General features: G+C 42.0%; 20 protein-coding genes. 9 read left to right on the forward strand and 11 right to left on the reverse strand.

Annotated elements, in window-relative coordinates:
* Window positions 1-149: 149 nt before the first annotated feature.
* From PI95_RS16780 to PI95_RS16790, 3 genes are all read right to left on the reverse strand, one after another.
* Window positions 150-1,694, reverse strand: coding sequence for an FGGY-family carbohydrate kinase (locus PI95_RS16780; RefSeq protein WP_039738476.1), 1,545 nt, complete (start codon window positions 1,692-1,694; stop codon window positions 150-152).
* A gap of 59 nt (window positions 1,695-1,753) precedes the next feature.
* Entirely contained in the window at window positions 1,754-2,368 is a 615-nt protein-coding gene (locus tag PI95_RS16785) for a class I SAM-dependent methyltransferase (protein WP_039738478.1), read from the reverse strand.
* A gap of 477 nt (window positions 2,369-2,845) precedes the next feature.
* Window positions 2,846-4,012 (reverse strand): pyridoxal phosphate-dependent aminotransferase, encoded by a 1,167-nt coding sequence (locus PI95_RS16790; RefSeq protein ID WP_039738482.1) that lies wholly within the window; start codon window positions 4,010-4,012, stop codon window positions 2,846-2,848.
* 384 nt (window positions 4,013-4,396) lie between these two features.
* Between PI95_RS16790 and PI95_RS16795 the strand changes: the two genes are divergently transcribed.
* The gene (locus PI95_RS16795; RefSeq protein ID WP_039738484.1) at window positions 4,397-7,981 is read left to right on the forward strand and encodes a tetratricopeptide repeat protein; all 3,585 of its coding nucleotides are present in this window, start codon (window positions 4,397-4,399) and stop codon (window positions 7,979-7,981) included.
* Window positions 7,982-8,193: 212 nt separating this feature from the next.
* Here PI95_RS16795 and PI95_RS16800 read toward each other — a convergent pair whose 3' ends face one another.
* The gene (locus PI95_RS16800) at window positions 8,194-8,994 is read right to left on the reverse strand and encodes an RDD family protein (protein ID WP_039738486.1); all 801 of its coding nucleotides are present in this window, start codon (window positions 8,992-8,994) and stop codon (window positions 8,194-8,196) included.
* Window positions 8,995-9,014: 20 nt separating this feature from the next.
* Window positions 9,015-9,863, reverse strand: coding sequence for a DUF7847 domain-containing protein (locus PI95_RS16805; RefSeq protein WP_039738489.1), 849 nt, complete (start codon window positions 9,861-9,863; stop codon window positions 9,015-9,017).
* 79 nt (window positions 9,864-9,942) lie between these two features.
* On the opposite strand from PI95_RS16805, the gene PI95_RS16810 reads away from it, so the two are divergent.
* The 6 genes from PI95_RS16810 to PI95_RS16835 all read left to right on the forward strand — a co-directional run bounded on the left by PI95_RS16810 (window position 9,943) and on the right by PI95_RS16835 (window position 16,506).
* The gene (locus PI95_RS16810) at window positions 9,943-10,896 is read left to right on the forward strand and encodes a stage II sporulation protein M (RefSeq protein WP_039738490.1); all 954 of its coding nucleotides are present in this window, start codon (window positions 9,943-9,945) and stop codon (window positions 10,894-10,896) included.
* A gap of 124 nt (window positions 10,897-11,020) precedes the next feature.
* On the forward strand, window positions 11,021-11,842 hold the full coding sequence (locus PI95_RS16815; protein ID WP_039738491.1) for a DUF4114 domain-containing protein: 822 nt from the start codon (window positions 11,021-11,023) through the stop codon (window positions 11,840-11,842).
* 427 nt (window positions 11,843-12,269) lie between these two features.
* Window positions 12,270-13,895, forward strand: a complete 1,626-nt coding sequence (locus PI95_RS16820; RefSeq protein WP_052324704.1) for a tetratricopeptide repeat protein — start codon at window positions 12,270-12,272, stop codon at window positions 13,893-13,895.
* The gene (locus PI95_RS16825; protein WP_039738492.1) at window positions 13,892-14,251 is read left to right on the forward strand and encodes a hypothetical protein; all 360 of its coding nucleotides are present in this window, start codon (window positions 13,892-13,894) and stop codon (window positions 14,249-14,251) included. Before PI95_RS16820 ends, PI95_RS16825 begins: the two co-directional genes overlap by 4 nt.
* A 248-nt stretch (window positions 14,252-14,499) precedes the next feature.
* On the forward strand, window positions 14,500-15,204 hold the full coding sequence (locus PI95_RS16830; protein WP_039738493.1) for a flagellar hook assembly protein FlgD: 705 nt from the start codon (window positions 14,500-14,502) through the stop codon (window positions 15,202-15,204).
* A 3-nt stretch (window positions 15,205-15,207) separates the two neighbouring features.
* Entirely contained in the window at window positions 15,208-16,506 is a 1,299-nt protein-coding gene (locus PI95_RS16835) for a hypothetical protein (RefSeq protein ID WP_039738494.1), read from the forward strand.
* 107 nt (window positions 16,507-16,613) lie between these two features.
* Here PI95_RS16835 and PI95_RS16840 read toward each other — a convergent pair whose 3' ends face one another.
* The 6 genes from PI95_RS16840 to PI95_RS16865 all read right to left on the reverse strand — a co-directional run bounded on the left by PI95_RS16840 (window position 16,614) and on the right by PI95_RS16865 (window position 22,564).
* Window positions 16,614-17,933 carry a DUF58 domain-containing protein gene (locus PI95_RS16840; protein WP_039738496.1) on the reverse strand — a complete coding sequence of 440 codons (1,320 nt, stop codon included), beginning with the start codon at window positions 17,931-17,933 and terminating at the stop codon, window positions 16,614-16,616.
* Between the two features lie 155 nt (window positions 17,934-18,088).
* Complete coding sequence (locus PI95_RS16845; protein WP_039738497.1) at window positions 18,089-18,817, reverse strand: AIM24 family protein; 729 nt, start codon at window positions 18,815-18,817, stop codon at window positions 18,089-18,091.
* 149 nt (window positions 18,818-18,966) lie between these two features.
* Window positions 18,967-19,914, reverse strand: a complete 948-nt coding sequence (locus PI95_RS16850; RefSeq protein WP_039738499.1) for an AAA family ATPase — start codon at window positions 19,912-19,914, stop codon at window positions 18,967-18,969.
* A gap of 122 nt (window positions 19,915-20,036) precedes the next feature.
* On the reverse strand, window positions 20,037-21,122 hold the full coding sequence (locus PI95_RS16855; protein WP_039738500.1) for a DUF4350 domain-containing protein: 1,086 nt from the start codon (window positions 21,120-21,122) through the stop codon (window positions 20,037-20,039).
* Window positions 21,123-21,285: 163 nt separating this feature from the next.
* Window positions 21,286-21,897, reverse strand: a complete 612-nt coding sequence (locus PI95_RS16860) for a DUF4129 domain-containing protein (RefSeq protein WP_039738502.1) — start codon at window positions 21,895-21,897, stop codon at window positions 21,286-21,288.
* 190 nt (window positions 21,898-22,087) lie between these two features.
* The gene (locus PI95_RS16865; protein WP_039738504.1) at window positions 22,088-22,564 is read right to left on the reverse strand and encodes a DUF2243 domain-containing protein; all 477 of its coding nucleotides are present in this window, start codon (window positions 22,562-22,564) and stop codon (window positions 22,088-22,090) included.
* A 162-nt stretch (window positions 22,565-22,726) separates the two neighbouring features.
* Between PI95_RS16865 and ybiA the strand changes: the two genes are divergently transcribed.
* Both ybiA and PI95_RS16875 read left to right on the forward strand, forming a co-directional pair.
* The gene (gene ybiA, locus PI95_RS16870; RefSeq protein WP_039738505.1) at window positions 22,727-23,188 is read left to right on the forward strand and encodes a riboflavin biosynthesis intermediates N-glycosidase; all 462 of its coding nucleotides are present in this window, start codon (window positions 22,727-22,729) and stop codon (window positions 23,186-23,188) included.
* 270 nt (window positions 23,189-23,458) lie between these two features.
* Window positions 23,459-26,230 carry a GAF domain-containing sensor histidine kinase gene (locus PI95_RS16875; protein ID WP_039738507.1) on the forward strand — a complete coding sequence of 924 codons (2,772 nt, stop codon included), beginning with the start codon at window positions 23,459-23,461 and terminating at the stop codon, window positions 26,228-26,230.
* Window positions 26,231-26,313: the final 83 nt, after the last annotated feature.

The raw sequence follows: 26,313 nt of genomic DNA on the forward strand, positions 1-26,313 counted from the left end.
GTTTGATTACTTATGATCGCCCAAAGAACCCCACCCCGCCAAAGCGTAGCTTTGTCTCCCCTCCCCGCTTGCGGGGAGGGGATTAAGGGGAGGGGTGCTTCTTGACTATAGGAATCATAACTAATTACCCGGACATGATATAACCCCAACTAGTTTTTTTGAACTTGTGTTAAATCTGTTAATCGCTGCACTAATGACTGTAAGGTAGGAAATAATGGTTTGTAGACTTCAGTGTAAAGTTTTTCATAAATAGCTTGGGTTTGAGAATCTGGTGTAAAACGCGATCCAGTACCCGTCGTCATCGATTCAGCAGCAATATTAATATCAGGATACCACCCCACTGCAACAGCACAGAGAATTCCTGCTCCTAAACAAGTGGCTTCGGTAGTTGTAGCACGCACCACTGGCACACCTGTAATGTCAGCAATAATTTGGCACCAAAGAGGGCTTTGACTGCCACCACCCATGACTACATACTCGCTGAACTTTTGCTGCATTGCTGCCATGACGCCATCCCCTACAAGCCTTTGTTCAAAAGCAATACCTTCTAAAATTGCTCGATAAAGATGTTCCCGTCCATGTGTTCCTGTCCAACCGATAGTAATACCAGTGGCTGACGCATCCCAATAGGGATTCATCACATGATTCCAGTAAGGTACTAATATTAAACCATCTGCCCCAGGAGGTAGTTTTGCGGCTGCCGTTTCCAGAATTTCTTCTGGACTGAGGTTTAAATTGTTATAGCGCAAGTCATTGGCAAATTTTTCTACAAACCAATTGATCGTGAATACACCACCCTGTAACACATTTTCCAGAAAATAAGATTTCTCAATAGGTGCATACACAGTACGAAAGGCTGAATTTACCAAATAATCTCTGCTGATGATGCCACTAGCGATCGCAGTGCCTAAATTTAGATAAGCGCGGTTATTGCCAACAGCATTTGCACCCAAACCTGCACACTGACCATCACCTGCACCAGCAATTATCGGTAAATTATCTGGTAATCCGGTGGCTGCTGCTGCACTTTCATTAACATAGCCAATTACCGAACCTGGTTGTACTAACTCGGCAAATTGTTCTGTTTGCAGTCCTAAACAAGAAAGTAAATCATCTGCCCAAGTATTAGCTTGCATATCGATGACTCCCATTGGGTCAGCAGATGCTAAACTAGTGCGGAAATTTTTGGTTAACTGATAGACTAAATAACCATGAACATCTAAGAATTTATGGGTGCGGCTAACAGTTTCCATCTCATGCTGAGTTAGCCAAATAATTTTGGGTAGAGAAGGAGTCATGGCATTTGGTTTACCGGTCAGTTGGTTAAGTTCTTCTTTGCCAATTTTCTCTGCCAAAAAATTCACTTGCTGACGGCTGCGTTTGTCCATCCAAACAATGGCATTGCGAACAGCTTTACCTTCACTGTCTACAGCTACAAAAGTTTCGCGTTGATGGGTGATACAAATAGCTTCTATTTGTTTGGTATCTATCTGAGTCAGCAATTGCTTGAGAGCATCACAAGTACTATACCACCATTGGTTTGCATCTTGCTCATACCAATCTGCTTGTGGTTGTAATAATGGATAAGTTGCCCGTCCTTCGGCTACAGATTTTCCTTGTTTGTTCCAAGCGATCGCTTTACAGGCAGTGGTACTACAGTCGATTCCGATTACCAATTTGTTGTGATTAATCATTGCACTGAGACTTTACTAGTCGTTAATTTAACCACTAAAGTGGTTACTACGAACTTTTACTACTGTTTGAGTGCTACACCTTTGTAGAGATAGCCAAGTATTTTGGGCAAATTCTCACTATAAAACTGTTCGATTGTCAAGTGGCTGAAGTGATTTTCAACCAGATGCTTGATGTCGCGATTTAAATGACAACCATCAGCAATGACTTTTTGAATCGGGGTGAGACGATTTTGCCAAACTTGCACTTTCGCATCGTTACTCAATCCATGTTCGATAAAAAAGTATCTTCCTTGCGGTTTTAGGACGCGGTAAATTTCTTTTAAAGCTTGCTCGACGTTGGCAATGCTGCATAATGTCCAAGTAGTAACCACACTATCGAAGCTTTGCGAAGCGAAGGGTAGATTTTCGCCACTGAGTACGTTATGCTCGACAACAATATCTGAAGCTTGAATGCGTTTCAAGGCAAGTGCATTCATCCCAGGATTGGCATCAACTGTTATCAGCTTTTTAATGTGTTTGGGATAGTAGGGTAAATTTAATCCTGTGCCAAAGCCGATTTCTAAAGTTTCGCCGCTCACCTGTGCCAATACTTGCTGACGATAATTAGATAGACTCGCATCACTCATGCTCCAGTCGAGCAAGCGAGGCATGATAAATTGAGAGTACAAATTCATCTTGGCAAGGTGTGATGGATTCTAATATCAATTTTATTTTATCGCCCTCACCCTAGAAGGGTGGGGCTATACGAACAAAGCCCACCTTCGTGGGCTAATTAGGCGTATGTTTATAAACAGACGGTGTAAAGTTTTGTTTGGAACACGAAACTTGAGCTTCTGAAGGTGAAACTTCAGCTTCCGAACTCGAAACTTCAGCTTCCGAACTCGAAACTTCAGCTTCGGAAGGTGAAACTTGAGCTTCTGAAGGTGAAACTTGAGCTTCGGAAGGTGAAACTTGAGCTTCTGAAGGTGAAACTTGAGCTTCTGAAGGTGAAACTTGAGCTTCTGAAGGTGAAACTTGAGCTTCTGAAGGTGAAACTTCGAGTTCAGAACACGAAACTTCGAGTTCAGAACACGAAACTTCAGCTTTGGAACTCGAAACTTCGAGTTTGACTCTTGACTGTTGACTTTTGACTATTGACTCTTGACTATTGACTAAATACGCGATCGCACAAATTTATCTAATCGATCCATTCCTTTCTCTATTGTTGCCATATCGGTGGCGTAAGAAAGACGAATATTGTCATCGGCGCCAAAAGCGACTCCGGGAATGACTGCAACTTGCTCTTTTTCTAGCAAAGCGTCACAAAATTCTAAAGATTTGACACCGAGTTTGCTGATGTCGGGAAACATGTAAAACGCACCATCTGGCTTTTCACAACTTAAACCGGGAATAGCGTTAAGTCTATCTAACATTACTTGCCGGCGTTTGGCGAAAGCTTGACGCATTTCTTCTACACAATCTTGGGAGGATTCTAATGCAGCGATCGCCCCATATTGAGCAAAGGTACACACATTTGATGTACTGTGACTTTGGATGGTGATTGTCGCTTTAATGATTTCTGTGGGTCCTGCAAGATAACCAATCCGCCATCCTGTCATCGAGTAAGCTTTCGCAAAGCCGTTACTGACAATAGTTCGGTCGAAAATCTCCTTTCCTAACGAACCGATGCACAAATGTTCTGCACCGTCGTAGAGTATTTTTTCATAAATCTCGTCGGAGACTACAAGTATATCTTTTTCAACTATTATCTCTGCTAGAGCTTTGATTTCTTCTGGGGTATATACCATCCCCGTGGGATTCGAGGGAGAATTGAGGACAAATAACTTTGTTTTCGGCGTGATTGATTCTCGCAGTTTTTGCGGTGTAATTTTATAGCCCGTGGAAGCATCTGTAGGCACAATCACGGAAACACCACCTGCCAGCGTGACCATTTCTGGATAACTTAGCCAATAGGGAGCGGGGATAATTACTTCATCGCCAGGGTCGATGAGTGCGACAATTAAGTTGTAGAGAGAATGCTTACCGCCGTTAGTGACGATGACATTTTCTGCTTTGTAGTCGAGATGATTGTCAGTTTTTAACTTGTGAGCGATCGCTTCTCTTAACTTTGGTTCACCAGAGGCAGCACCATACTTGGTTTTGCCTTCATCTAAAGCTTTTACCGCTGCCGCTTTGATATGAGCCGGCGTGTCAAAATCCGGTTCTCCAGCGCTAAAACTACAAACATCGATACCTTCAGCCTTCATAGCCTTAGCCTTAGCTGCGATCGCTAAGGTTAACGAAGGGGACACTTGACTTACTCTTGCTGCCAGCTTCATCTTACTTCTTAAAGGCACATTCTCACCTATATAAGAATATCCCACAATCCCCCGCGAGATTTTTCTCTTAAGATTTCCTTCTTTATGGGGAGTGGGGAGTGGGGAGTGGGGAGTGGGGGAGAGGGGGGGATGGGGGGAAAGAAGAATTATAGCCGCTCTTAGTTGGATGCAATTGCATTGTTCTATCGTCGCGTGTAGGGGCACGGCATTGCCGTGCCCCTACGAGTGTATTGGACTCAACCAATAACCGCTATATTCTCCAAGGAGTCCCCTTGTCCCCTACTCCCCACTCCCCACTCCCCACTCCCTTTATAAGCAAGAAAGCGTTAGAAATAAGTGTAATTGTAGGTTTTAATAATTACAGCGAACAGAGGGGAATCAGTTATGGGTAAACAAATAAAAAACCAACATTGGAATATCCAAGTTTTTACCCATCGAACCTTTGCTGTATTTATCAGTCTGCTGTTGCTGTCTGATGTGGGGATAGCTGCTGGACGCTACGAAGTGAAAGCGCAGCAGCAACCCCAATCGCAACAAGAAACCAGCGCAGCAGCGAAACGAGCATTAGATGAGGGATTCAAACTATATCAGCAAGGGACAGCAGAATCTTTGCGGCAGGCAATTGGCAAATTGGAAGAAGCGCTGAAACTGTATCGACAGATAAATGATAAGACGTGGGAAGCTATTACCCTCAATAATATCGGGAAAGTTTACGACGATTTAGGAGAAAAACAGAAAGCACTATCATATTACGACCAAGCACTGCCGTTGTATCGTCAAGTGGGGGACAAAGGTGGTGAAGCTAATACCCTCAATAATATCGGGCTAGTTTACTCTAATTTAGGAGAAAAACAGAAAGCACTTTCGTATTACGACCAAGCACTGCCGTTGTATCGTCAAGTGGGGGACAAAGGTGGTGAAGCTAATACCCTCAATAATATCGGGCTAGTTTACTCAGATTTAGGAGAAAAACAGAAAGCACTTTCGTATTACGACCAAGCACTGCCGTTGCGTCGTCAAGTGGGGGACAAAGGTGGTGAAGCTACTACGCTCAATAATATCGGGCTAGTTTACTCTAATTTAGGAGAAAAACAGAAAGCATTGTCATATTACAACCAAGCACTGCCGTTGTTTCGTCAAGTGGGGAACAAAAATGGTGAAGCTACTACCCTCAATAATATCGGGCTAGTTTACTCAGATCTAGGAGAAAAACAGAAAGCGCTGTCATATTACGACCAAGCACTGCCGTTGGTTCGTCAAGTGGGGAACAAAAGTGGTGAAGCTGCAACCCTCAGTAATATCGGGGTAGTTTACGATGCTTTAGGAGAAAAACAGAAAGCGCTGTCATATTACGACCAAGCACTGCCGTTGTCTCGTCAAGTCGGGAACAAAGGTGGTGAAGCTATTACCCTCAATAATATCGGGCAAGTTTACTCAGATTTAGGAGAAAAACAGAAAGCACTCACATATTTCGACCAAGCACTGCCGTTGCATCGTCAAGTGGGTGACAAAGGTGGTGAAGCTATTACCCTCAATAATATCGGGCTAGTTTTCTCAGATTTAGGAGAAAAACAGAAAGCACTGTCATATTTCGACCAAGCACTGCCGTTGCTTCGTCAAGTGGGGAATAAAAGTGGTGAAGCTAGTACCCTCACTAATATCGGGGTAGTTTACGATGATTTAGGACAAAAACAGAAAGCGCTCACATCTTACGACCAAGCACTGCCGTTGCGTCGTCAAGTAGGGGACAAAGGTGGTGAAGCTATTACCCTCAATAATATCGGGAAAGTTTACGACAATTTAGGAGAAAAACAGAAGGCACTTTCGTATTACGACCAAGCACTGCCATTGCTTCGTCAAGTGGGGGACAAACGTGTTGAAGCTGCAACCCTCACTAATATCGGGGCAGTTTACTCTAATTTAGGAGAAAAACAGAAGGCACTTTCGTATTACGACCAAGCACTGCCATTGCTTCGTCAAGTAGGGGACAAAGGTGGTGAAGCTTATACTCTCAGTAATATCGGGCTAGTTTACTCTAATTTAGGAGAAAAACAGAAGGCACTTTCGTATTACGACCAAGCACTGCCATTGCTTCGTCAAGTGGGAGACAAAGGTGGAGAAGCTACTACCCTCAATAATATCGGGAAAGTTTACTCTAATTTAGGAGAAAAACAGAAAGCACTGTCATATTTCGACCAAGCACTGCCGTTGCGTCGTCAAGTGGGGGACAAAGGTGGTGAAGCTAACACTCTGTTCAATCTAGCTTCCCTAAAACGCAGCAAAAACAACTTACAACCAGCACTCACTTATATCGAAGCTGCGATCGCTATCATTGAAGATTTACGCACTAAAATCGATAGACAAGATTTACGCACTTCCTATTTTGCATCAGTGCAGGATTATTACCAATTCAAAGTTGACCTGTTGATGCAACTGCATAAAAAAGACCCATCCAAAAGATACGATGCTTTGGCTGTTGATACCAACGAGCGATCGCGTGCTAGGGTACTAATCGAACTGTTAACCGAAGCAAATGCCAAGATCCGCAAAGGTGCAAACCCCCAACTACTAGAACAGGAAACTAGCTTATTACAACGAATTGAAGCCACAGAGAAACTACTAAACAACTTAGAATCACAAAGCCAGAAAGACCTTATCCTGAAAAATTCTATCGAACAACGCAAGAAAGAACGCGAAAATCTCCTCGACCAATACCGCGAACTGCAAACCAAAATCCGCACCACCAACCCAGAATATGCTGCAATCAGATATCCACAACCTTTAAAACTGTCGCAAATTCAGCAACAACTCGATAAAGACACCGTGCTGTTGCAATATTCATTAGGAAAAGACCGCAGCTATCTTTGGGCAGTCACACCCGATTCTCTCGACTCCTACGAACTCCCCGGACAGAAACAAATCGAGGATGCTGCAAATAATTTCCGAGAAGTTATAGTTCTCGGTCGTAAGCTAATCAACAGAAATAATCCTAATGCAATAAATAAGCCAGCTTCCCAACTCACCCAAATAATTCTCGCACCCGTCGCTAACAAGTTAGGGAAAAAGCGATTAGTAATTGTCGCTGATGGAGTTTTGCAAAACATTCCCTTTGCAGCATTAGCAGACCCATCCGCTAAATTAACTACAACATATCAGCCTCTTTTAGTCAACCACCAAATCGTCAATCTACCATCCGTGACAGCGATCGCTACCCAGCGACAACAACTAAACAAACGTCAACCCGCACCCAAAACCCTGGCAATCCTTGCTGACCCCGTATTTGCCGCTGACGATAAGCGAGTCACAGGCAAAGAACCTGCCATAGTACCCGACTCCAACTTTGACCGTTCGAGTTTGCAACGTGCGATGAAAAACCTCAAGCGTAACGGATTAATGTCCCTACCAGGTACACGCACAGAAGCCGAAAAAATCCTCAAACTTGTATCACCTTCCCAAAGCATACATGCCTATGATTTTGATGCCAATTACAACTTCGCAACCAACCCAGAACTCAAACAATATCGGTTCTTGCAATTCGCTACCCACGGTATTGTCGATACTACCAACCCTGAGTTATCGGGAATTGTCCTCTCGCAAATCGATAAACAAGGTAAGCAAGTTGAAAAAGGTTATCTGCGTTTGGGTGACATTTTCAACTTAGATTTGGGCGCCGAGTTAGTCGTTTTGAGTGCCTGCGAAACCGGTTTGGGTAAAAATGTCAAAGGTGAAGGGTTGATGGGGTTGACAAGAGGATTGATGTCTGCTGGTTCAAAGCGGGCTGTGGTGTCTTTGTGGCAGGTTGACGACGAAGGCACATCGCAATTGATGCCGTTATTTTATAAAGCGATTTTGCAAGGAGAATCTCCCACATCTGCTTTGCGGGATGCACAACTGCAACTGTGGCAGCAGAAGCAGTGGCAAAATCCTTACTATTGGGCAGCTTTCACATTGCAAGGTGATTGGAGATAGAGGGGGAAAAAGAATTTGTAATTAAGTAGGCACAAAAAAACTGAAATATGTCAATAATGAGCGCAAAAACTCTCCCAAACTCTCAACCTCTGCGTTCTCTGCGCCTCTGCGGTTCGTTTCATCATCATTCTGCGTAAGTCCTATATGTAAAGAAAAGTAAAATTATTCAAAACCCTCTCCCCCTCCCCCCCTCTCCCCCTCCCCCCCTCTCCCTACTCCCCACTCCCCACTCCCCACTCCCCAATTTGTTTATAACCCAAATAAACAGCTTCCAAAAAGACATCCGGAACAACGGCTTCTGGTAACTTTTCTAAATCGATAATGTCTTGAACTTGCTGAGTCAACTCTAAAGCCAGCTTCATTCTTGCTTTTGTTGACATCTGCGTGCGTCTGAGTAAATATTCGCGAATAACGGCAAAGTCATCGGGCAATAATGCTGATAAATCGGCGACTTGCAGCAAATGCTCATATATCGGCTTTGCTTGTTCGCAAATTGTCAAAGTCGTTGATGCAAGCGGTCTTTGAGCTTGAATGACAATTGTGCCGGCGGCTAAATCACCTAGACGCTTTTCGCGATCGCTAAAGATGATAAATAAACTGCCAAGATAGAAAAACTCATCAATCGGTCTAAGTAAAGCGCGTAATGTTGTTTGTTGCAAACCAACAGGTCTACCATCATCTCGAACAACGCGAATTTTCGCAAAGCGTTTGCCGGGGGTTTGACCATGCCATAAAGTTTCAAAGAAGACAAAGTAACCTGTGTAAATAGCAAAGCCGGTGATCAAGGCGATCGCTATTAACCACAAACTCACCTGCTTGCCAAAAATTATTGTCCACAAATCCGCCAACTGCACTGCAACTGTCACCCAGACAACAACAAACACCGTCATAAAAGCAGCCAAAACGTGATAATCAATTAGCAGTGCCCAAGCGCGATTACCGATGCCGGCAAGAGTAAATTCTAGTTCTACACTTTCTGGTGTGCGGAATTTAATTTTGTTGAATAAGTGCATAGCAGTTTTTGTACTAATGTTTAAATATCCCGGTCTCGTAACTTCAATCCCATCCCTTCCCGACGACTCCGCAAGTCATAATAAACTACTGCTTTGATTGACTGCCAAAACGGTACAATCAACGCGGCACTTATTAAACCAATAATTAGGCTTACCAGTTGTGAAAGAACGGCGTAACCTCGATTTTCTTGAGCTAAAGATGCTAAAATTGCCTGAATGATACTGCTAAGAATAGTAAAAGGAATTTGTATCGGTATTGTAATTAAATAACCGACTAATAAAATCGCGACAATTCGCCAAGCATGTCCTTTTGTTAATTCCCAACTGCGACCAATTGTTGAGGTTCCATCAATATTGTCTTCAATAGCAAGTGGAACTTCAACTACAAAAAAGCGAGCTTGTACCCACAGAAAAACAACGAATAAAACTGGTATCAAAATGAGTGTTAACAGAGAAACAACCAAAAGAATAGTTGCATTTGGGGTAACACCTGCGGCAATACTGCCAACAAAAAAAGCGGTAACAATCCCGATAAAAATAGAAAAGGGAATGATTAAAGCCAGACCAATTCCAAACATTAACAAACCCATAATGAAAAACTGCCACATGCGCGAATTTACGATTCTGCGACCTCCTTCTACAGATTCCGGTTGATCCACCAATTCACCAAAGGCTAACCGGGATATTAAAGCTAAAATTGCTCCACATTTCGCCCAACCATAAATTGGTACAAATATCCACAAATAAGCATTAAATGCCAGTTTAAGATAAGACTTGAGGTGAGAACGATATAATCGGATTCCGGCACTGACGACATTACCGAGGCTAAGTGGTTGTATTGTTCCGGGAGAACCGTGATTAGGAGACATGATGCCAAATTCTGTTGTAAAGTAAGTTTGGAATTTGAGGCTATCTTAAGATAACTTCAATAAAGTATTCCCAAAGTTTATGAATATTCAACGTTGGATTTCTCGACGAGAACCAAACTGGCAGCGTCTAGATGCTTTATTAAGACAAGTAGAAAAAAAAGGAATCAAGTCACTGCAAGCAACGGAAATTAGAGAGCTAGCGAGTTTATACCGTTCGGTGGCAGCAGATTTAGCCCGCGCTCAGACTCAGAAAGTAGGCAATACTTTGACGCAAAGTTTACAATTATTGACAACTCGCGCTTATACGCAGATTTATCAGGGTTCCCGGCGACAAGAATGGCAAGCAGTGGTAGAATTCTATAGTTGGGGATTACCAGCAGTGGTGCAGCAAACATTTCCATATATTGCCACAGCCACTACTATTTTTCTGCTAGGAGCGCTAATCGCTTGGTGGTATGCGTGGCAAGATCCCACCTTCATATCACTTCTCGTCCCGGAAAGCTTAATTACCCAGGTGCGAGATGAGCATAAATTGTGGATGGGGTCAATAGTTGGAATTGAACCTTTAGCATCGAGCAATATTACGATTAATAATTTATCAGTGTCGTTTGGAGCGATCGCAGGTGGCATGACAGGAGGAATTTACACCACATTTTTGTTATGGTTCAATGGTTTATTAATTGGTGCCCTTGCCACCCTAGTCAGTCAAAATAATCTTGCTTATCCGTTTTGGGCGTTTGTATTTCCCCACGGTTCTTTAGAATTACCCGCCATCTTTTTTGCTGGTGGTGCAGGTTTTTTACTCGCCAGGGCAATTTTATTTCCCGGTAAATATAACCGTCGTGACGCACTGAAATTTTACGGTTCTCTGGCAGTGCAGTTACTATTTGGCATTATCCCAATGTTGATAATTGCTGGTACTATCGAAGGATTTTTTTCTCCCAATCCTAGTGTAGCAAGTCCTTTTAAATATCTCCTGGGGATGAGTTTGTTTGTGGTTTTGGTAGTGTATTCTAATCGCAAGCGGGGCTAAGTATTCACACCGGAAAACAGCCATATCCACTTTCATGTCTTTTGACTATGCATAAAAAATTAGATTGTTACATATAAATGTATTTAGCAAACAAAATCGATTTGGTATTGAAATAAAGGCAATTATGAAAAAGAAATTTTTTTATAGCTTACTCGCTGCTGCGTTAGGAACTGGTTTATTATCCGCTGCACCTGCAAGCGCTTTTGAAATCAAAAGCCGAGATGAAGCTCCAGCTGATTTCAAAAATATTCTTCAAGACTTTAGAGCTTTTGTTGGCGAAGAACGTCGCTATTTGTCTCCTGATACCATTCAGGCAAAACAGGTTAATTTGTCTGACCTAACGTTGAAATTTGACTACGATCCCAAAGTATTCTTTATCGGCGAAACGGCTGACATATATCGCGATCGCTTAGATTTCAAAGCTACTACCGGCTCTCAAGTCGAGACAGGTCAAATAATTTTCGGCGATACCTCTTGTAATACTGGCGATCGCAGTTTCCCTAATTTTAGCCAGTTTTGCCCAAACCCGAACGACGCGCTACCAGGCAAAGTTGCACCCTATAAACCCTTGAATGTAGGTGACTGGGTGAATTTAGGCTCGTTTCAAGCTGGTACAAAATTGGATTTCCAGTTAGTTGCTAACGATATTAACGGCGGCATCTACGAAAATGGAGTTAAAGCTATCTTTGGTTTAGATCAAGCTCTCAACCCAGATAATTTGCAACACGCTATAGCTTACTACTATAAAGACTATCTGGTGCTAGGTTTCGAGGATATATGGGGTGGTGGCGATCAAGATTATAACGATACAGTGTTTGCGATTGATATTGGTAAAGCAAATGCTCGTGGAGCTGCTAAGATACCAGAACCTTCTGCGACTGCGGCAATGTTTGCGATCGCTGCATTCGGCTTAATGAAAACTCGTCGGCGTCAAGCTGTTCGGTAAGAGACATCGACTCAATTTAAATATACATTATCCATAACCCTTGTAGAGACGTAGCAGTGCTACGTCTCTACATTCTTTTTTACGCCTGTGTCTAATAAACTCTGCTGTATGCAGGAACTTGTTGGCTACTTATATTTGTAGAATATGTGTATTCAGAAAGAACTATTTTTCAGCATAATCGTCAAAATTATTGCCTTTTACTAATGCTTTCAAAACCAACTTCTATCCTGCAACCACAAAAGAGCAGAAAGCCTTCTTTCTTTTAACTGACAAAGAGTTTTAAATCTGAGTTTTATGAAAAATTACTTAATTTATATTCTCCGCATCTATCAAAAGTTAGAGATTTAAAGAACAATATCCCCGACTTTTTTAAAAAGTTGGGGTTCTGAGGTCTTTCCATTCCCAGCTCCCCATTTTTATAAGAGACATGCGGTGTTTAAAAATTGTTGCTTTATTTTTAAGTCTATCTCTGGCAGCAACACCTTTGGTGGCAGTTGCCCAAAGTGTCGAACAGTTATTTCAACAGGGTAATGCAGCCCAAGAAGCTGGAAACTACACCCAGGCTGAAAATATCTGGCGCAGGATAATTCAACAATACCCCAACAATGCCAATGCTTACTACAATTTGGGTAAGGCGCTCTATTACCAGAAGAAATTAGAGCAAGCGATCGCAGCATTGCGGAAAGCCATCCAACTCAACCCCAACTATGCTTATGCTTACAACGGTTTGGGTAATACGCTCTCTGAGCAGAAGAAATTAGACTCAGCGATCGCAGCATACCGCAAAGCCATCCAACTCAACCCCAACTATGCCAAAGCTTACTACAATTTGGGTGTTGCGCTCTCTGACCAGAATAAATTAGACTCAGCGATCGCAGCATACCGCAAAGCCCTACAATTGCCGGAAGATACATCTATTACTTTTGCAAGCGCTCATACTTTAGCTTACAACGGTTTGGGTAACGCGCTCTCTGACCAGAAGAAATTAGACTCAGCGATCGCAGCATACCGCAAAGCCATCCAACTCAACCCCAACTATGCCGGTGCTTACTACAATTTGGGTACTGCGCTCTCCCAGCAGAAGAAATTAGACTCAGCGATCGCAGCATACCGCAAAGCCCTACAATTGCCGGAAAATAATTCTGGTAGTCCTGCAAGCGTTCATACTTTAGCTCACAATGGTTTAGGGTTAGTATTAGAACAACAAGGCAAGTTAGAAGAAGCAATCCAGGAATATCAGCAAGCAATTAAACTAGACCCCAAATATGCAACTGCCCAAAACAATCTCAAGGAAGCACAGCGACTTTTAGCATTGCGAAAAAGCCCTCCCCCACCCAAAGTGGAAAGCGATCGCCAATGGTTGCCCACTCCCCAAGACGAACCATTAGTTGGTGTATTACGTTCTGTGGTGCGGGTTATTGCCCAAATCCCCACTGGTAATAGTGTTGGTGCTGGCTGGGTAGTCAAACGCGAGGGAAATAAAGCCTGGATAGTCACAAACCGTCATGTGGTGACAGATTTTGAAAGAAGCGGACGACAAAGCGAAAAAATCGAGTTGGAATTTTATAGCGAACCTCCTAAGGGTAAATTTAAACCTCGTTACGCAGCCAAAATTGTTAATATCACCGATACCACCAACCCCTTAGATTTAGCCTTACTCGAAGTTACTGGCATCCCGGATGATATCAAACACTTGCCAATTGCTTCTGGTCGAGTTCCCCGTACTACCCAGGTGCGCGTCATTGGTCATCCCAGCAATGGTGCTGACTGGACTGTTGTTTCTGGGGAAGTTAGCAATTTCCTCTCCCAAGACCAAAAGTTGCAAATACAAGCAACCCTCGCACAAGGTAATTCGGGTGGACCTGTAATCGACCCGCAAAAGCAGGTTGTTGTCGGTTTGATGACTCAAATTAGCGACCCCAGTCAAAATTTTAAGGAACCAGTCAGTACGAACCAACCGCAAATTTCCGCGACAGGGGGATTTGGTTTTGCTTACAGCATGGATATTGTGGTCGAACAATTGCGTAGTTGGGGGATTTCGTTAAATCAATGAAATTAGCTTTTAGCTTTGTAGGGTGTGGCTTGGCTAAATGCGTGCATTATCCGTGCTTGCCCGAATTCAATAAACGACTGCCCGAATTCAATAAACGACTGCCCGAATTCAATAAACGACTGCCCGAATTCAATAAACGACTGCCCGAATTCGATAAACGACTGCCCGAATTCGATAAACGACTGCCCGAATTCGATAAACGACTGCCCGAATTCGATAAACGACTGCCCGAATTCAATAAACGACAGGTTCTTGGTGTTGGATTACCCAAATATAAGGATAAATGGGAGATTTGGTTAGATATTAAGTTACAGTTACTTACCCTCAACCTACAAATTTTTTTTGCAACATTTTAGGCTTGTCACGCTAGTAGTAGCGTGGCAAGGCTAAAATAGTGCATTAACAAAAAAGCAGAAAACATTGATTTATCTCAATTTTATCAAAAATCTATTGCAACATTTTAGTCTTGCCACGCCAGTAGGGTGTGTTATTGCTGAGGGTACGGCACCATCCGAGACTTTCGGTGCGTTAGGACGTTCCGTCCATAACGCACCCTACCAGATTCTTAATTTCGTTTCTTAATAATATAAAAAACACGAACAATATGAAATACACTGCCTTCTTTACCAGCCTATTTATTTTCGGTCTTAGCATTCCAGCCCAAGCTTGTCCGTCAGGAGACCCGAAATCTACCGTATATATTCGCCGAGATGACAATCGTTGTGAGGGAATTAAACAGCGAAATAGCGATAGGGGTTTGCGCTTGATTTCTTTTGCGACTATTGGCATCAATAGCTATCCCAATACTCTCACATTAAAAATTCCCAGTATTGCCAACGCGAAGCCAGATGTTAGGGTGCAATCTCTGGGCAAAAACTATATTTTGGATAACGTGTCTCTCACCTCAAATAATTCTCTATTTGTTTTTTCCTGGAATCCTTTTATTTTAAATCAAGCGCAAATTCTCCCAACTAGTCTGCGTGCCTTAGCTGATGTGAATCTGGATTCCCAAGTGGTGTATGTTCCAGTAATTTTAGAACGAACCTCAGGACAATATCAATTTGTGTTTTATACTCCCGGTCGGGCAAAATTTACTACTGTTCAAATCCGGCGTAATGGTAAAGTTATTCACACCACCCCTCGCAATAATTTCCAGGGTGGGGAAGTGGTTTTTAATTGGGATGGCAGAAATATTCCTGCTGGTCGCTACGAGCTTTATGTAATTGCTGAACAAGAGCAAATCGGCAGATCACCGGAGAAAATCACTAAACAAATTGCCTTTGAACACAACCCAAATTGGCTGAGATAAATCATGGTACGCAGGCAAAAACCACGGCGAAAAATCGATTTTACCAAGCTGAAACAACAGTTAAATAAAATTAAGAAGTTTCCGAAAAATAATCAATTCCAAAAAATCAAAGACTATTTAACCCAAAAAACTACATTTATTTTGGGTCTGGTTATCCTGCTAATTTGTATTTCCTTGATTTTCACATCATTATTTTGGCGCGGTATTCACGTCTTTGAAGGTAACTTCACTACCGAGAAAATCAGCTTTATTTATGCAGGCAATCAAGATAATAAGCTATTTCTTAACTCGATTCGGGAAATTAAAAAAATTGAACTACAAAGCCAGCAAACTTTAACTTTGAAAGGTAAATTTAGTAGCACATCTGACGCAAAATTAAACCAGCTACAGCAAATCACAGTAAAATTAACCAACGCCAAAAGTAAATTACTTCTCGAACCATCCGAACCCAAAAAGCCGAGTGAAATAGAACTGACTGAAATCAGAATACAACCAAATACAGAAATTAATCAACTCACTTATAATTCCTATGGAGATATTTTATCTTTTTGTTTAGACAAAGGTAATAATCCCGAAAAATTATGTTTGCAAACAGATACAAACTCTATAGATGCTGCTAAATCTTCTCCAACCAAAGCAACAAAACTCGGTAAATTAAATCTCGAAATTGGCAGTCAACCCCTAAAAGTTAATTTAGAAGGTTACAGTATTGCGGAGTTAGGTAAAAAAGATACTCCCGAAAATCCCAACCCAATTGAATTTATCTTTACTCCGCAATCATCTCAGTTTGAATTCGATTTAACTCCACCGACAACATTGTATATAAACTTACCAAAAGTAACTCCGGAAGTTTCCAGCCAATGGTTGCGAGGAAACTTAGCTGTAGAAAATGTGAGATTTACCCGCAGCGATCGCACTGGCAATGTGGAAGATGATTTGGAAATTTCCACCATCCTCGAAGGTAAAGTCCGCATGGCAGAACAGGAGTTGGAATTGAAACCCAATCAGTTTTTTATCACAGGCAAGCCAGGAATTGAGTTATTGGCTAAGATGCGAGTGCGATCGCAAGCACCTCAAGGTTTGCAAGTACGTTTCTCAGGAAGAAGTGAAGGTATAGAAATCGGGTTAGACCCCAATTTTATCGTTGATAGCATTCGTCCCAGCTTTTTAGCCAAATATCTCACAAAAGATGCTATCTCTGCCTTAATTTCTTTTTGTGGAGGTGTTGCAGGTGCTTTATTACCCTTGTTACTGGCTGCAAAATCTGATGAAGAAGATTCCAACAATGCTAATTCGCCATAATTAACAGTTCTAAATAGGACTTACGCAAAGTCATGGAAAAACGAACCGCAGAGGACGCAGAGGACGCAGAGGAATGAGGAAGAGAGAGAATTTTTGCGTAAGTCCTGCTAAAGTTGATTTCGCGCTTTTAGTCGCAAATATTGCTCAACTAATTTATCTGTAATCTGATTAGCTGGTGCATCAAGTACTAATACACCTTTTTGCTTCAACTGTGCAAAGGCAACTCGTCGTTGGGCTAATAAATCTAAAGCGACAGCACGGGCATAAGCATGTGTAACATTTTCTGTAAAGGTGTGTGCTAAATTATCAACTTCCGGGTCGCGCAAGGTGACGCAAAACGGCAGATAGCGCGGTGCAAGTTTGGAAAGTGCGGCGAGGAGTTCGGCAGAAGCGGTGACATCAACTAAGTCAGTAATCACCACTACAAGCGCCCTGCGGGTTTGTTGTCGCACAACATTGGTGACTGCACCTAAATAATCAGATTCTAGTAATATCGGTTGAATCGGAGTCAGGCGATCTATGAGATTACCTAAATGATGTTGTCCGCGTTCTGGGGGAATCCACGTATGTATCTGGCGGTCAAATACACCCACTCCGACGCGATCGCCTCGATGTAAACCCGCCAAAGCTAAGGACAATGTTGCATTCAAACCCCAATCAAATCGCTGCAAACCTTGTACTTTTGATGTCATCAACCGCCCGCGATCGAGTAAAATCAGTAAGGTTTGCTCTTGTTCTGGTTCCAAAACCCTCACTAATGGCGATGCATTTCCATACGCACCTACGCGACGTGCAGTAGCTTTCCAATCAATAAACCGCAAATCGTCTCCTGTGCGATAGTTTCGCAGTTCAGCAAACTCTGTCCCCATACCCATTTGACGCTGACGCATCGAACCGGATGATTGTAGTGTCAAACGAATTGAAAGTTCGCGCAATCCAATCAAATCTGGATAAACCTTCACCCGCAGACTTTGCGGAATCTTCCAATCATCCCACGCTAAACCCCAAAGTCCCAATTGTCGCACCTGAATATCGCCCCAAGAAAACTCTCCTCGCTGCGTTGGCTTAACGGTATAATTTAATTCTTGGGTGCTGTCACTTTGCACAGCAGCGCGGATTGTTGGTGTAGATACACCAAACCCGGATGGGTAATAATCGCGGATAAGAATTACGCCGTTTGTGTGACTTTTTACCGTTAACACCACCGGGTTATCGCGTCCTATTGATAGTCTTGGTGGTAAGTCGCGTTTTATTTCTACACGGTGACGACGCGATCGCCTACCATCGACAATCATTAACGCCAAAATTATGACATCAAATAGTAAAGTTATGGCGATGCTACTTGATATATTAAGAAACATTGCGATAATGGGTGCGATCGCAATTCCCGAAAGTAATAAAAAATAAACTCTTCTTGCAGGAACCATAAATTTATTGATGATTGAAATTTTCGGCTTGACAGCTTCAAATCAAATCTAAAATTAAGAGTAAGTATAACAGTCCTAAATCAATATCCCCAACTTCGCGAAGTCGGGGATATGAGAAATAAGAGTAAATTTTTCTGACGAAAAACGACATTCATTTATCCGAGATTCATTCCATCAGTTTCCGAGACTAATATTTTACCTTCACCGCTATAAATCCAAACAAAACCTTCTCCACCTCCTTTACCAAAATGACCTAATTTTCGGTAATCTTCTTCAATTCCGTTTGTAAATCCTTTAACCATGTCATAATCAGCAATTAAAGTTTCACCTCTTTTTAGTTCAATAACTTTAGTTGGTGCAATTGTACCTGTAATAACTTTAGCTTCTTGCCCAGATAAAGCTCTAATAGCAATTCTCCATCTGCCATCAGTAGAACCAGACATTTGGCGAAATTTTAATCGTTTGGTACCGATAACTACATTGTCAGAACAAAATTGAAATATCCCATCATCAAATTCCCATTGTTCTTGTTCTGACAAATCAATAGATGTGTAATGTAAAAAATATCCTTTTTGTTGAGGTTCAAGATACACCATACCAGTACCTTTATAAACAGGAGCGTTGTAATCAACTTCTGTTGTCAAAGATATCCATATATCTTTGAGACGACTATCAGTTTTATAAACACCATAATTTAATTTTCCCACACACCTGTGCAACGAACCTTTTTGAATGACGACTCCGGAATTTTCTAGTTTAATTTCCACTTGCTGAACAAATGGAATATCTTTGGTGGGATGGTAATATTTGTTAGTTTCTTTATTGATGTTGTTTTGTAGATACCATAAATCAGTTGGTTCTAGAATTTTTACTTCGTGTCGCATAAATTTTATCTCGTTTACTTAAATCAATTGAGTATAAATTATAAATTAATTGATAATTATGAGTTTGAAGTTTTGTTTTTTAAATTAAACACTTCTTCACAACATTGCTTTTCTAGTACAGACGTTCCACTGGAACGTCTCTACTTTTTTCACCTTGGTACTGATACTTTATTAATAATTGAGGCGATCGCTGCATCAATGTGCAAATTATCCAGCATTGCTTCTGGTTTCAAAATGAGGCGATGACGCAGCAAAGGTGCTGCAACTGCTTTAACATCATCTGGGGTAACAAAATCTCTTCCACTCAACCATGCTGCTGCTTGAGATGTCTGCAACCAAGCGCCGGTAGCGCGAGGAGATGCACCCAAAGCTAAATCGGGATGTTGACGCGATGCTTTAACTAATGCCAAAAGATAATCAACGATCGCTTCCGATACTTTAACTTCTTTTACCGCTTGTCGCGCCTCTAATATTTCGCCTACCGTTGCGACTGATTTCAAACGTGCAATATCCAAGCGTCGCGCTGTAAAACCCGCTTGACGATTCAGCAACATTTGCTTTTCCGCAGCTTGATCCGGGTAATCTACCACCAACTTAAACAAAAACCTGTCTAATTGCGCTTCTGGCAAAGGATAAGTTCCCTCAAATTCTAGGGGATTTTGGGTTGCAATCACCCAAAATAACTCAGGCAAAGGCAAACTTTCACCATCTAGCGTTACCTGCATTTCTTCCATTGCTTCGAGTAACGCTGCTTGTGTTTTCGGGGGAGTGCGGTTGATTTCGTCGGCTAATAGCACCTCTGTAAATACTGGTCCCTTTTTCAGGGTAAAATTGCGACTATTCAAGTCAAAAATATTTGTACCAGTAATATCTGATGGTAAGACATCGGGGGTTAGTTGAATTCGGCGAAAGTCGGCTTGAATCAATTGTGCCAGCACTTTCACCAAAAGTGTTTTACCTGTTCCCGGTACTCCTTCTAAAATTATGTGTCCACCTGCCAGCAGTGCTATTAATATCTGCTGTATTAGGGTGGATTGTCCGACAATTATACGATTTAATCCTTGTTCGAGGCGAGTTAAGGCAGGATGATTATTCATATTGTTAATTTTGGCGTTGCATAATCTTGCGATGAATCGTAGAGACGTTTTGCTGGAACGTCTCTACAATGTGTAAAATTTATCAACATGTATTGTCAAATCATCCCCCAATATGCAACGCCTTAATTTTTAATCCGAAGGCTTTGCCATTTCCTCAACCAGCTTATCAAGTCTCGCTCACTCATGGGTTGTTGTCGAGATTGTACCTTCAAAACTGCTTGTAGTTCTGCCGCAGTCGCACCTGTTTTTTCCACCCAAGCGTCTATCAAAGTTTGATGTTCGATAGGTACTTGCCCTAATCCTAAGGCTTTTTGCAGTTGCAGTTGTTCTTGTTTGCCTACCATTTCAACAACAAAGTCGTTTTTATCGGCTTTTTGCAAGACTCCTGCTAAAGCTTGGATGTATGCTTGGCTATTGTTAATCTCTGGTGTATCGTCAGTTTCTCGTTTACCAAAGCGGCGATTTTGTGCCCAAATTAACACCCCAAGAAAGGCGATCGCTTGCACTAACATCGGTAATAAAGGAGTTTTCGCCAAATAACTAAATAAGTCTCCTTCTCCTTCACTTTTTCTCACGCTGGCATCTTTGTAGCCGTGGATATATTCATCTACAAATAATATGTTACCTTTACTGCTTACCAAATCAGCTAAATACTGGAAATTACTTAAGTTATCTTGATAAGCATTAGCTGCTAAATAAGGAGTAGTCGCAAAAATCGCTTTTCCTTTACCATATTGCTTTTCCCAGACTACAGCACCAAAGCGATCGCCTAAATCAACTTCTTCCCCTGCTGACAATTGCTGCCGCCGTCCGGTATCAATCTTGACATCGCCAAACGGTGATTTTTGCATCGTGCTAAATTTGGCTGTTGTAACATCTGAACGCACACCTAAAATTACCAAATTATTGCCTTTTTCTAACCATTTTCGCTCTTGAGGCGAAATAATTGGTGTTTCTAGGTAGCTGTTTACCTGTAAAAGAGTGACAGGACGTGTTTGTGTCTCTAATTCTTTAAAAGGCTTTTGCCAGCGTTGGATAGAATGCCGCTGTTGCATAAAAGCATACCACGCCCCATAGCCATCAGGAGCGCGGTTATAAGTAGAACCAATATTAATTTTGCTATTGCTGGGAGCAGCGATTAAACTAATTAAAATTATGACCGAAGCGGCGATCGCTCCAAACCAAACAACGCGATTTGAGCGTTTCATATTTATAGGTGTTAGTGGTTAGTGGTTAGTGGTTAGTGGTTAGTGGTTAAATGTTAGTGGTTAGGTGTTAGTGGTTAAATGTTAGTGGTTAGCAATTACCCATTCCCCATTCCCCACTCCCTACTCCCCATTCCCCATTCCCCATTCCCCACTCCCCCACTCCCTACTCCCCACTCGCAATTTCCCGATATGCTTCCCGACACTGCTGATAATTTTCTAAGGATATCTCAGTATTACCAAAGCATAATTGCTCATGGGTGGTAATCAAAGTTTCATAAGGCTGCATCGGAGTAACTTTATATTGTAGCAATTGCAGATATTCTCCATCAGTGCGGCTGAATTTGTGAGGCGCGATGGTAGTATCATGCAAGTGTTGCAACATCGCCAAATAAAGACAACGAATAGCTTCACGGTAATTATTTTGATGATAGAGTTCTTGCGATCGCGCCAACCACCCAGACACTGACAAATCACTGTCGCCGATTTTTACTTGAGAATTAGCACTATTTCTAGCTCTAAGCCTCGCATACAAATAAGGGCTAAATACTCGCCACAATCGCCAACCTAACCAAATTAAAAACAAAGCTAGCAAAAGCCAAAAAACAAAGTTCAGCAACTTACCCAGCCAAGAATTATCAATCGACCATCCGTAGGGCAATTGTGGAAAATCCAGCTTCAAGCGAGACAATTGGTACTCCACCCATTCTCCTACCTGTTGCCGCAACACAGACAACTGCCAACTCCAACTTGTTTTTTCAAACGATTCTGTAGACATAGGGGGAATGGGGAATGGGGAGTGGGGAATGGGGAGTGGGGAGTGGGGAGTGGGGAGTGGGGAGTGGGGAGTGAGAAAGAACACCTTACCAATTACCAATTACCAATTACCAATTACCAATTAGCAATTACCAATGCCCAATTACCAATACCCATTGCCCCATGCCCCATGCCCAATGCCCAATGCCCAATTACTCTTGCTTATTTTGTTGTATCATTATCCAGCCGATGGCAACAAGAAGCGCACCAAGGGCAAGAAATCCCAAATCCCAGGCTAACTGATTCGGACCTGGTTTAACATGATGGATACCGAGAATTTGATGATCGATTAATCCTTCAACAACGTCGAATAACCCAAAACCGATGAGCAAAGATGCGAAAAAGGTTTTTGATGACCAACGAACATCATCGCGTCCTCCAGCACGCCATAGCAATACTATTCCAATGACGGTCATCACCCAGTCGAATGCGTGAAACAATCCGTCCCAAACCATGTTTAAATCTATATTGGAGGTTGTTGTCAGCGGTCGAACATTACTGAGCATGTGATGCCACTGAAGAATCTGATGTAGGACGATGCCATCAAAAAATCCTCCCAGACCAATACCAAGGACAATCCCGGCTGTAATGACAGGTGATTGTCGGTTGCTTGTCTCACTACTTTGCACAATATCAAACCTTATAGACAGACTTGGTTACACAATATAACTGTCTTTAGATAGATTTCCTCTGCCCAGAGGCAAGTACTGCTCTTTAATTTAAATTAAGTACCTGAAACTCTGCATCTACAGGCATGATGGAAATTGATACATAATCATAGCAATTTTGAAATGACTATTTACTTTTACAAGGTTTGGGAGCCTTACGGCTGCTTTTCTAACTTTTCTCCCCACGGAATCGAAATCCGGGGTACTTACTGGTCAACGGTGGAGCATTATTATCAAGCGCAAAAGTTTGTTGGTAGCGTGGATGCAGCGATTATACCTTCAATTTATGCCGCCGAAACGCCAGAACAAGCTGCTGCCTTGGGACGGTGTAGCACGCGTCAACTTCGTTCTGATTGGGATGCAGTCAAAACTCAAGTTATGAAAGAAGCTGTACTCAAAAAGTTTCTCACTCATGCCGAAATTAGAGATACTCTGCTGGCTACAGGCGATAATTTACTTGTAGAAAACTCCCCTAACGATTATTTTTGGGGCTGTGGTGCAGATAAAACTGGTGAAAACTGTCTTGGTAAAATCCTCATGAATGTGCGTGAAGAAATCCGCAATTTATTGTGTCGTTATCAGTAATTTCCGATTAGCTAAATCATACTTTTTCACAAAAATATAAGTAACTTAATTGTTAGAGGGGAATGGTAACTTTCCCCTGTTAAGATTTGAGTATATTAGTTATATTTACGGCTTTTTTGCTTCTAAAAAAATGTAAATTAAGTAAATCTTTATACAAATGTAATTTTTTAAAGAAGAATAAGAAAAAATAATAGTATTATGGACTACATTTTCCTTTGACACAATACAATTAAAAATATTTTTATATTTTAGAATGGGTGTATATAAGCAATGTCATATACGGATAAATCGACTAATTTACAGCAAAATTTTGACCAAGAAAATTTACTGCACCGGATGACAAACCGGATTAGGCGATCGCTCGACCTGCAAGAGGTACTAGCGACTGCGGTTGAAGAAGTTCGTTCATTTTTAGGAACAGACCGAGTAAAGGTGTATCAATTTGATGCTGATGGCAATGGTGAAGTTATTGCCGAATCGATACACCAGCAGCGCTTGCCGTCGCTATTGGGTTTACACTTTCCCGCAAGTGATATTCCACCAGAAGCGAGGGAGTTGTTTCTTTCGGCGCGACAACGTTCGATTGTCGATGTGCCAAGCGGCAGGATTGGGCTATCGTCGCTACAATCATCCATAACTGGCAAATCCCCCGAAAGCGAGAATATCTACTATCGACGGGTAGATCCCTGCCATATTCAATACTTAACGGCAATGGGCGTGCAGTCTTCGCTGGTACTACCAATCATACATGAAGACTTAACACAATTAGCAAAGCCGCAACTGTGGGGCTTGTTGGTATCGCACCACAGTACACCGCGAACAATTTTGAAGCGGGAACTGAAAGTTTTACAACAAGTTGCCGATCAAGTTGCGATCGCGATCGCCCAAAGTAACTTACTCACCCAGACTCGTGCCAAACAACAGCGAGAAGCGATGGTAAATCAAGTTACCACCTTGTTGCATACACTACCCACCATCCAAGTGCAAGCAGCGCTAGAAGCCGTCATTACTACCTTTGATGGGGCAGGTGGCAGACTTTACATTGAGCAGAGTGAAGAATTATACACTTGGGGCGACCAGCCACAACTGTTTAACTTAGAAAACAGCTTGCTCGAACAGCATCCCGTCTGGCAAAATTGGCTAAGTAAATCCAAAAACGGCGAAATATTGGCAATTACCGATATTTACAAAGTATCGGGTTTGCGAGTTTTATCTGCTGCCTTTCGCTCTACCCAGATTCGCGGACTCTTAGTAATTCCCCTGCGTTATCGGCAAAACTTTATTGGCGTCTTAAGTATTTTCCGCAATGAAATTGACACAGAAATTCTCTGGGCAGGACACCGCGACCAAAACCAGCAACAATTGCTACCTCAGATTTCCTTTGATGTTTGGCGAGAGCAAAAAAAAGGGCAAGCACCTGAGTGGAAAGATGAAGAAATCGAATTAGCGCAAGCTTTATCTCATCACTTTTCAATGGCAATTCAGCAGCAGCAAACCTACCAACAAGTGCAGTCGCTGAATATTAACTTGAAACAAAAAGTGCAAGAACAAACTGCTGAATTGCAAAAATCATTGCAACTTGCCAAAGCACTCAAGCAGATTACAGACCAAATCCGTGCCACACTCGACTTCAAGACAATTCTGCAAACCATCGTCCGGGAAGTCCGCAAGCTGCTAGTTACAGACCGGGTGCTGATTTATCAGCTTTTAGATAATAATAGCGGTACGATAATTGTAGAAGATGTCAACGATATTTGGCAGTCTGTTTTGAATGTAGAAATGCCATCAGAATGCTTTCCTGATGAGTATGCCCGTCTTTACTTGCGCGGAAGGGTAAGAGCAATTAACAATGTCTCAACAGCTTCCTTGAGTGCTTGCCATCAAGACTTTTTGCAATGTATGCAAGTGCAAGCAAACTTAATTGTACCAATTAAGATGGGTACGCAACTTTGGGGTTTACTCGTTGCCCATCAGTGTAATACTCCGAGAAATTGGCAGGATGCAGAAATAGAACTATTGCAACAACTGGCAGATCAAGCAGCGATCGCGATCGGGCAAGCACAACTTTATGAACAAAGCCGTCGCGCCGAAGCTAAAGCCAGAGCTAAAGCTGTAGAGTTAGAGCAGACATTGGATGAACTGAAACATACCCAGACACAACTAATTCAAACCGAAAAAATGTCTAGTTTAGGGCAATTAGTAGCGGGTGTAGCACACGAAATTAACAACCCTGTTAACTTTATCTTTGGCAATCTTGCTCATGCCACCGAATATACTACAGACTTGCTCGAACTGATAAGTTTGTATCAGTTGCACTATCCTCAAATTAACAAAGAAATTGATTCTAAAGCCGAAGAGATGGATTTAGAATTTATGGCAGAAGACCTACCGAAAATTATGTCATCAATGCAAGTAGGCGCAGAACGCATCCGCTCAATAGTGCTGTCTTTACGCAATTTTTCGCGCCTAGACCATTCGGAAATGAAGCCGGTTAATTTGCATGAAGGCATAGATAGTACTTTATTAATTTTGCAACATAGATTGAAAGCAAATGCTGACTTTTCGGGGATTGAGGTCATCAAAAATTATCAGGAATTGCCACTAGTAGAATGCTATGCCGGACAGATGAATCAAGTCTTCATGAATATTATCAGCAATGCCATTGATGCTTTAGCAGACAAGAATAGAGAATCAAGAGAAATGCAAGTAGAAGAAATCTCCGCTTTGAAGTTAGGGGAAATAGAACATAAAAATAATTCACCAATTCCAAGTAACACGATTCGGATTTCTACTAAACTTTTAAAAGAGTTATCTCATGTAGTAATTTGCATTGGCGACAATGGTTTAGGAATGAGTGAAGATGTAAAAAAGCGGATTTTTGACCCATTTTTCACAACCAAGCCTGTAGGTAAAGGTACGGGATTAGGACTAGCAATCAGTTACCAGATTGTTGTTGAAAAGCATGGTGGTGTGATGAAGTGTATTTCAGAACCAGGCAAAGGCACAGAATTCTGGATTGAAATTCCCCTTCAACAAACTTGATGAAATACTCCTTTGTTTGTAGTGAGCGGTTTACCGCTCAAAACAAAAATTTTAACGGCTTCAGCCGTTACTACGTTAAAAAA

The organism is Hassallia byssoidea VB512170 (assembly GCF_000817785.2).
Classification (GTDB): domain Bacteria; phylum Cyanobacteriota; class Cyanobacteriia; order Cyanobacteriales; family Nostocaceae; genus Hassallia; species Hassallia carrinoi.

Excerpts from the sequence above, each read along its gene's own strand:
- PI95_RS16780 (WP_039738476.1), bottom strand. The coding sequence starts at position 1,694 with ATGATTAATCACAACAAATTGGTAATCGGAATCGACTGTAGTACCACT.
- PI95_RS16785 (WP_039738478.1), bottom strand. The coding sequence starts at position 2,368 with ATGAATTTGTACTCTCAATTTATCATGCCTCGCTTGCTCGACTGGAGC.
- PI95_RS16790 (WP_039738482.1), bottom strand. The coding sequence starts at position 4,012 with ATGAAGCTGGCAGCAAGAGTAAGTCAAGTGTCCCCTTCGTTAACCTTA.
- PI95_RS16795 (WP_039738484.1), top strand. The coding sequence starts at position 4,397 with ATGGGTAAACAAATAAAAAACCAACATTGGAATATCCAAGTTTTTACC.
- PI95_RS16800 (WP_039738486.1), bottom strand. The coding sequence starts at position 8,994 with ATGCACTTATTCAACAAAATTAAATTCCGCACACCAGAAAGTGTAGAA.
- PI95_RS16805 (WP_039738489.1), bottom strand. The coding sequence starts at position 9,863 with ATGTCTCCTAATCACGGTTCTCCCGGAACAATACAACCACTTAGCCTC.
- PI95_RS16810 (WP_039738490.1), top strand. The coding sequence starts at position 9,943 with ATGAATATTCAACGTTGGATTTCTCGACGAGAACCAAACTGGCAGCGT.
- PI95_RS16815 (WP_039738491.1), top strand. The coding sequence starts at position 11,021 with ATGAAAAAGAAATTTTTTTATAGCTTACTCGCTGCTGCGTTAGGAACT.
- PI95_RS16820 (WP_052324704.1), top strand. The coding sequence starts at position 12,270 with ATGCGGTGTTTAAAAATTGTTGCTTTATTTTTAAGTCTATCTCTGGCA.
- PI95_RS16825 (WP_039738492.1), top strand. The coding sequence starts at position 13,892 with ATGAAATTAGCTTTTAGCTTTGTAGGGTGTGGCTTGGCTAAATGCGTG.
- PI95_RS16830 (WP_039738493.1), top strand. The coding sequence starts at position 14,500 with ATGAAATACACTGCCTTCTTTACCAGCCTATTTATTTTCGGTCTTAGC.
- PI95_RS16835 (WP_039738494.1), top strand. The coding sequence starts at position 15,208 with ATGGTACGCAGGCAAAAACCACGGCGAAAAATCGATTTTACCAAGCTG.
- PI95_RS16840 (WP_039738496.1), bottom strand. The coding sequence starts at position 17,933 with ATGGTTCCTGCAAGAAGAGTTTATTTTTTATTACTTTCGGGAATTGCG.
- PI95_RS16845 (WP_039738497.1), bottom strand. The coding sequence starts at position 18,817 with ATGCGACACGAAGTAAAAATTCTAGAACCAACTGATTTATGGTATCTA.
- PI95_RS16850 (WP_039738499.1), bottom strand. The coding sequence starts at position 19,914 with ATGAATAATCATCCTGCCTTAACTCGCCTCGAACAAGGATTAAATCGT.
- PI95_RS16855 (WP_039738500.1), bottom strand. The coding sequence starts at position 21,122 with ATGAAACGCTCAAATCGCGTTGTTTGGTTTGGAGCGATCGCCGCTTCG.
- PI95_RS16860 (WP_039738502.1), bottom strand. The coding sequence starts at position 21,897 with ATGTCTACAGAATCGTTTGAAAAAACAAGTTGGAGTTGGCAGTTGTCT.
- ybiA (WP_039738505.1), top strand. The coding sequence starts at position 22,727 with ATGACTATTTACTTTTACAAGGTTTGGGAGCCTTACGGCTGCTTTTCT.
- PI95_RS16875 (WP_039738507.1), top strand. The coding sequence starts at position 23,459 with ATGTCATATACGGATAAATCGACTAATTTACAGCAAAATTTTGACCAA.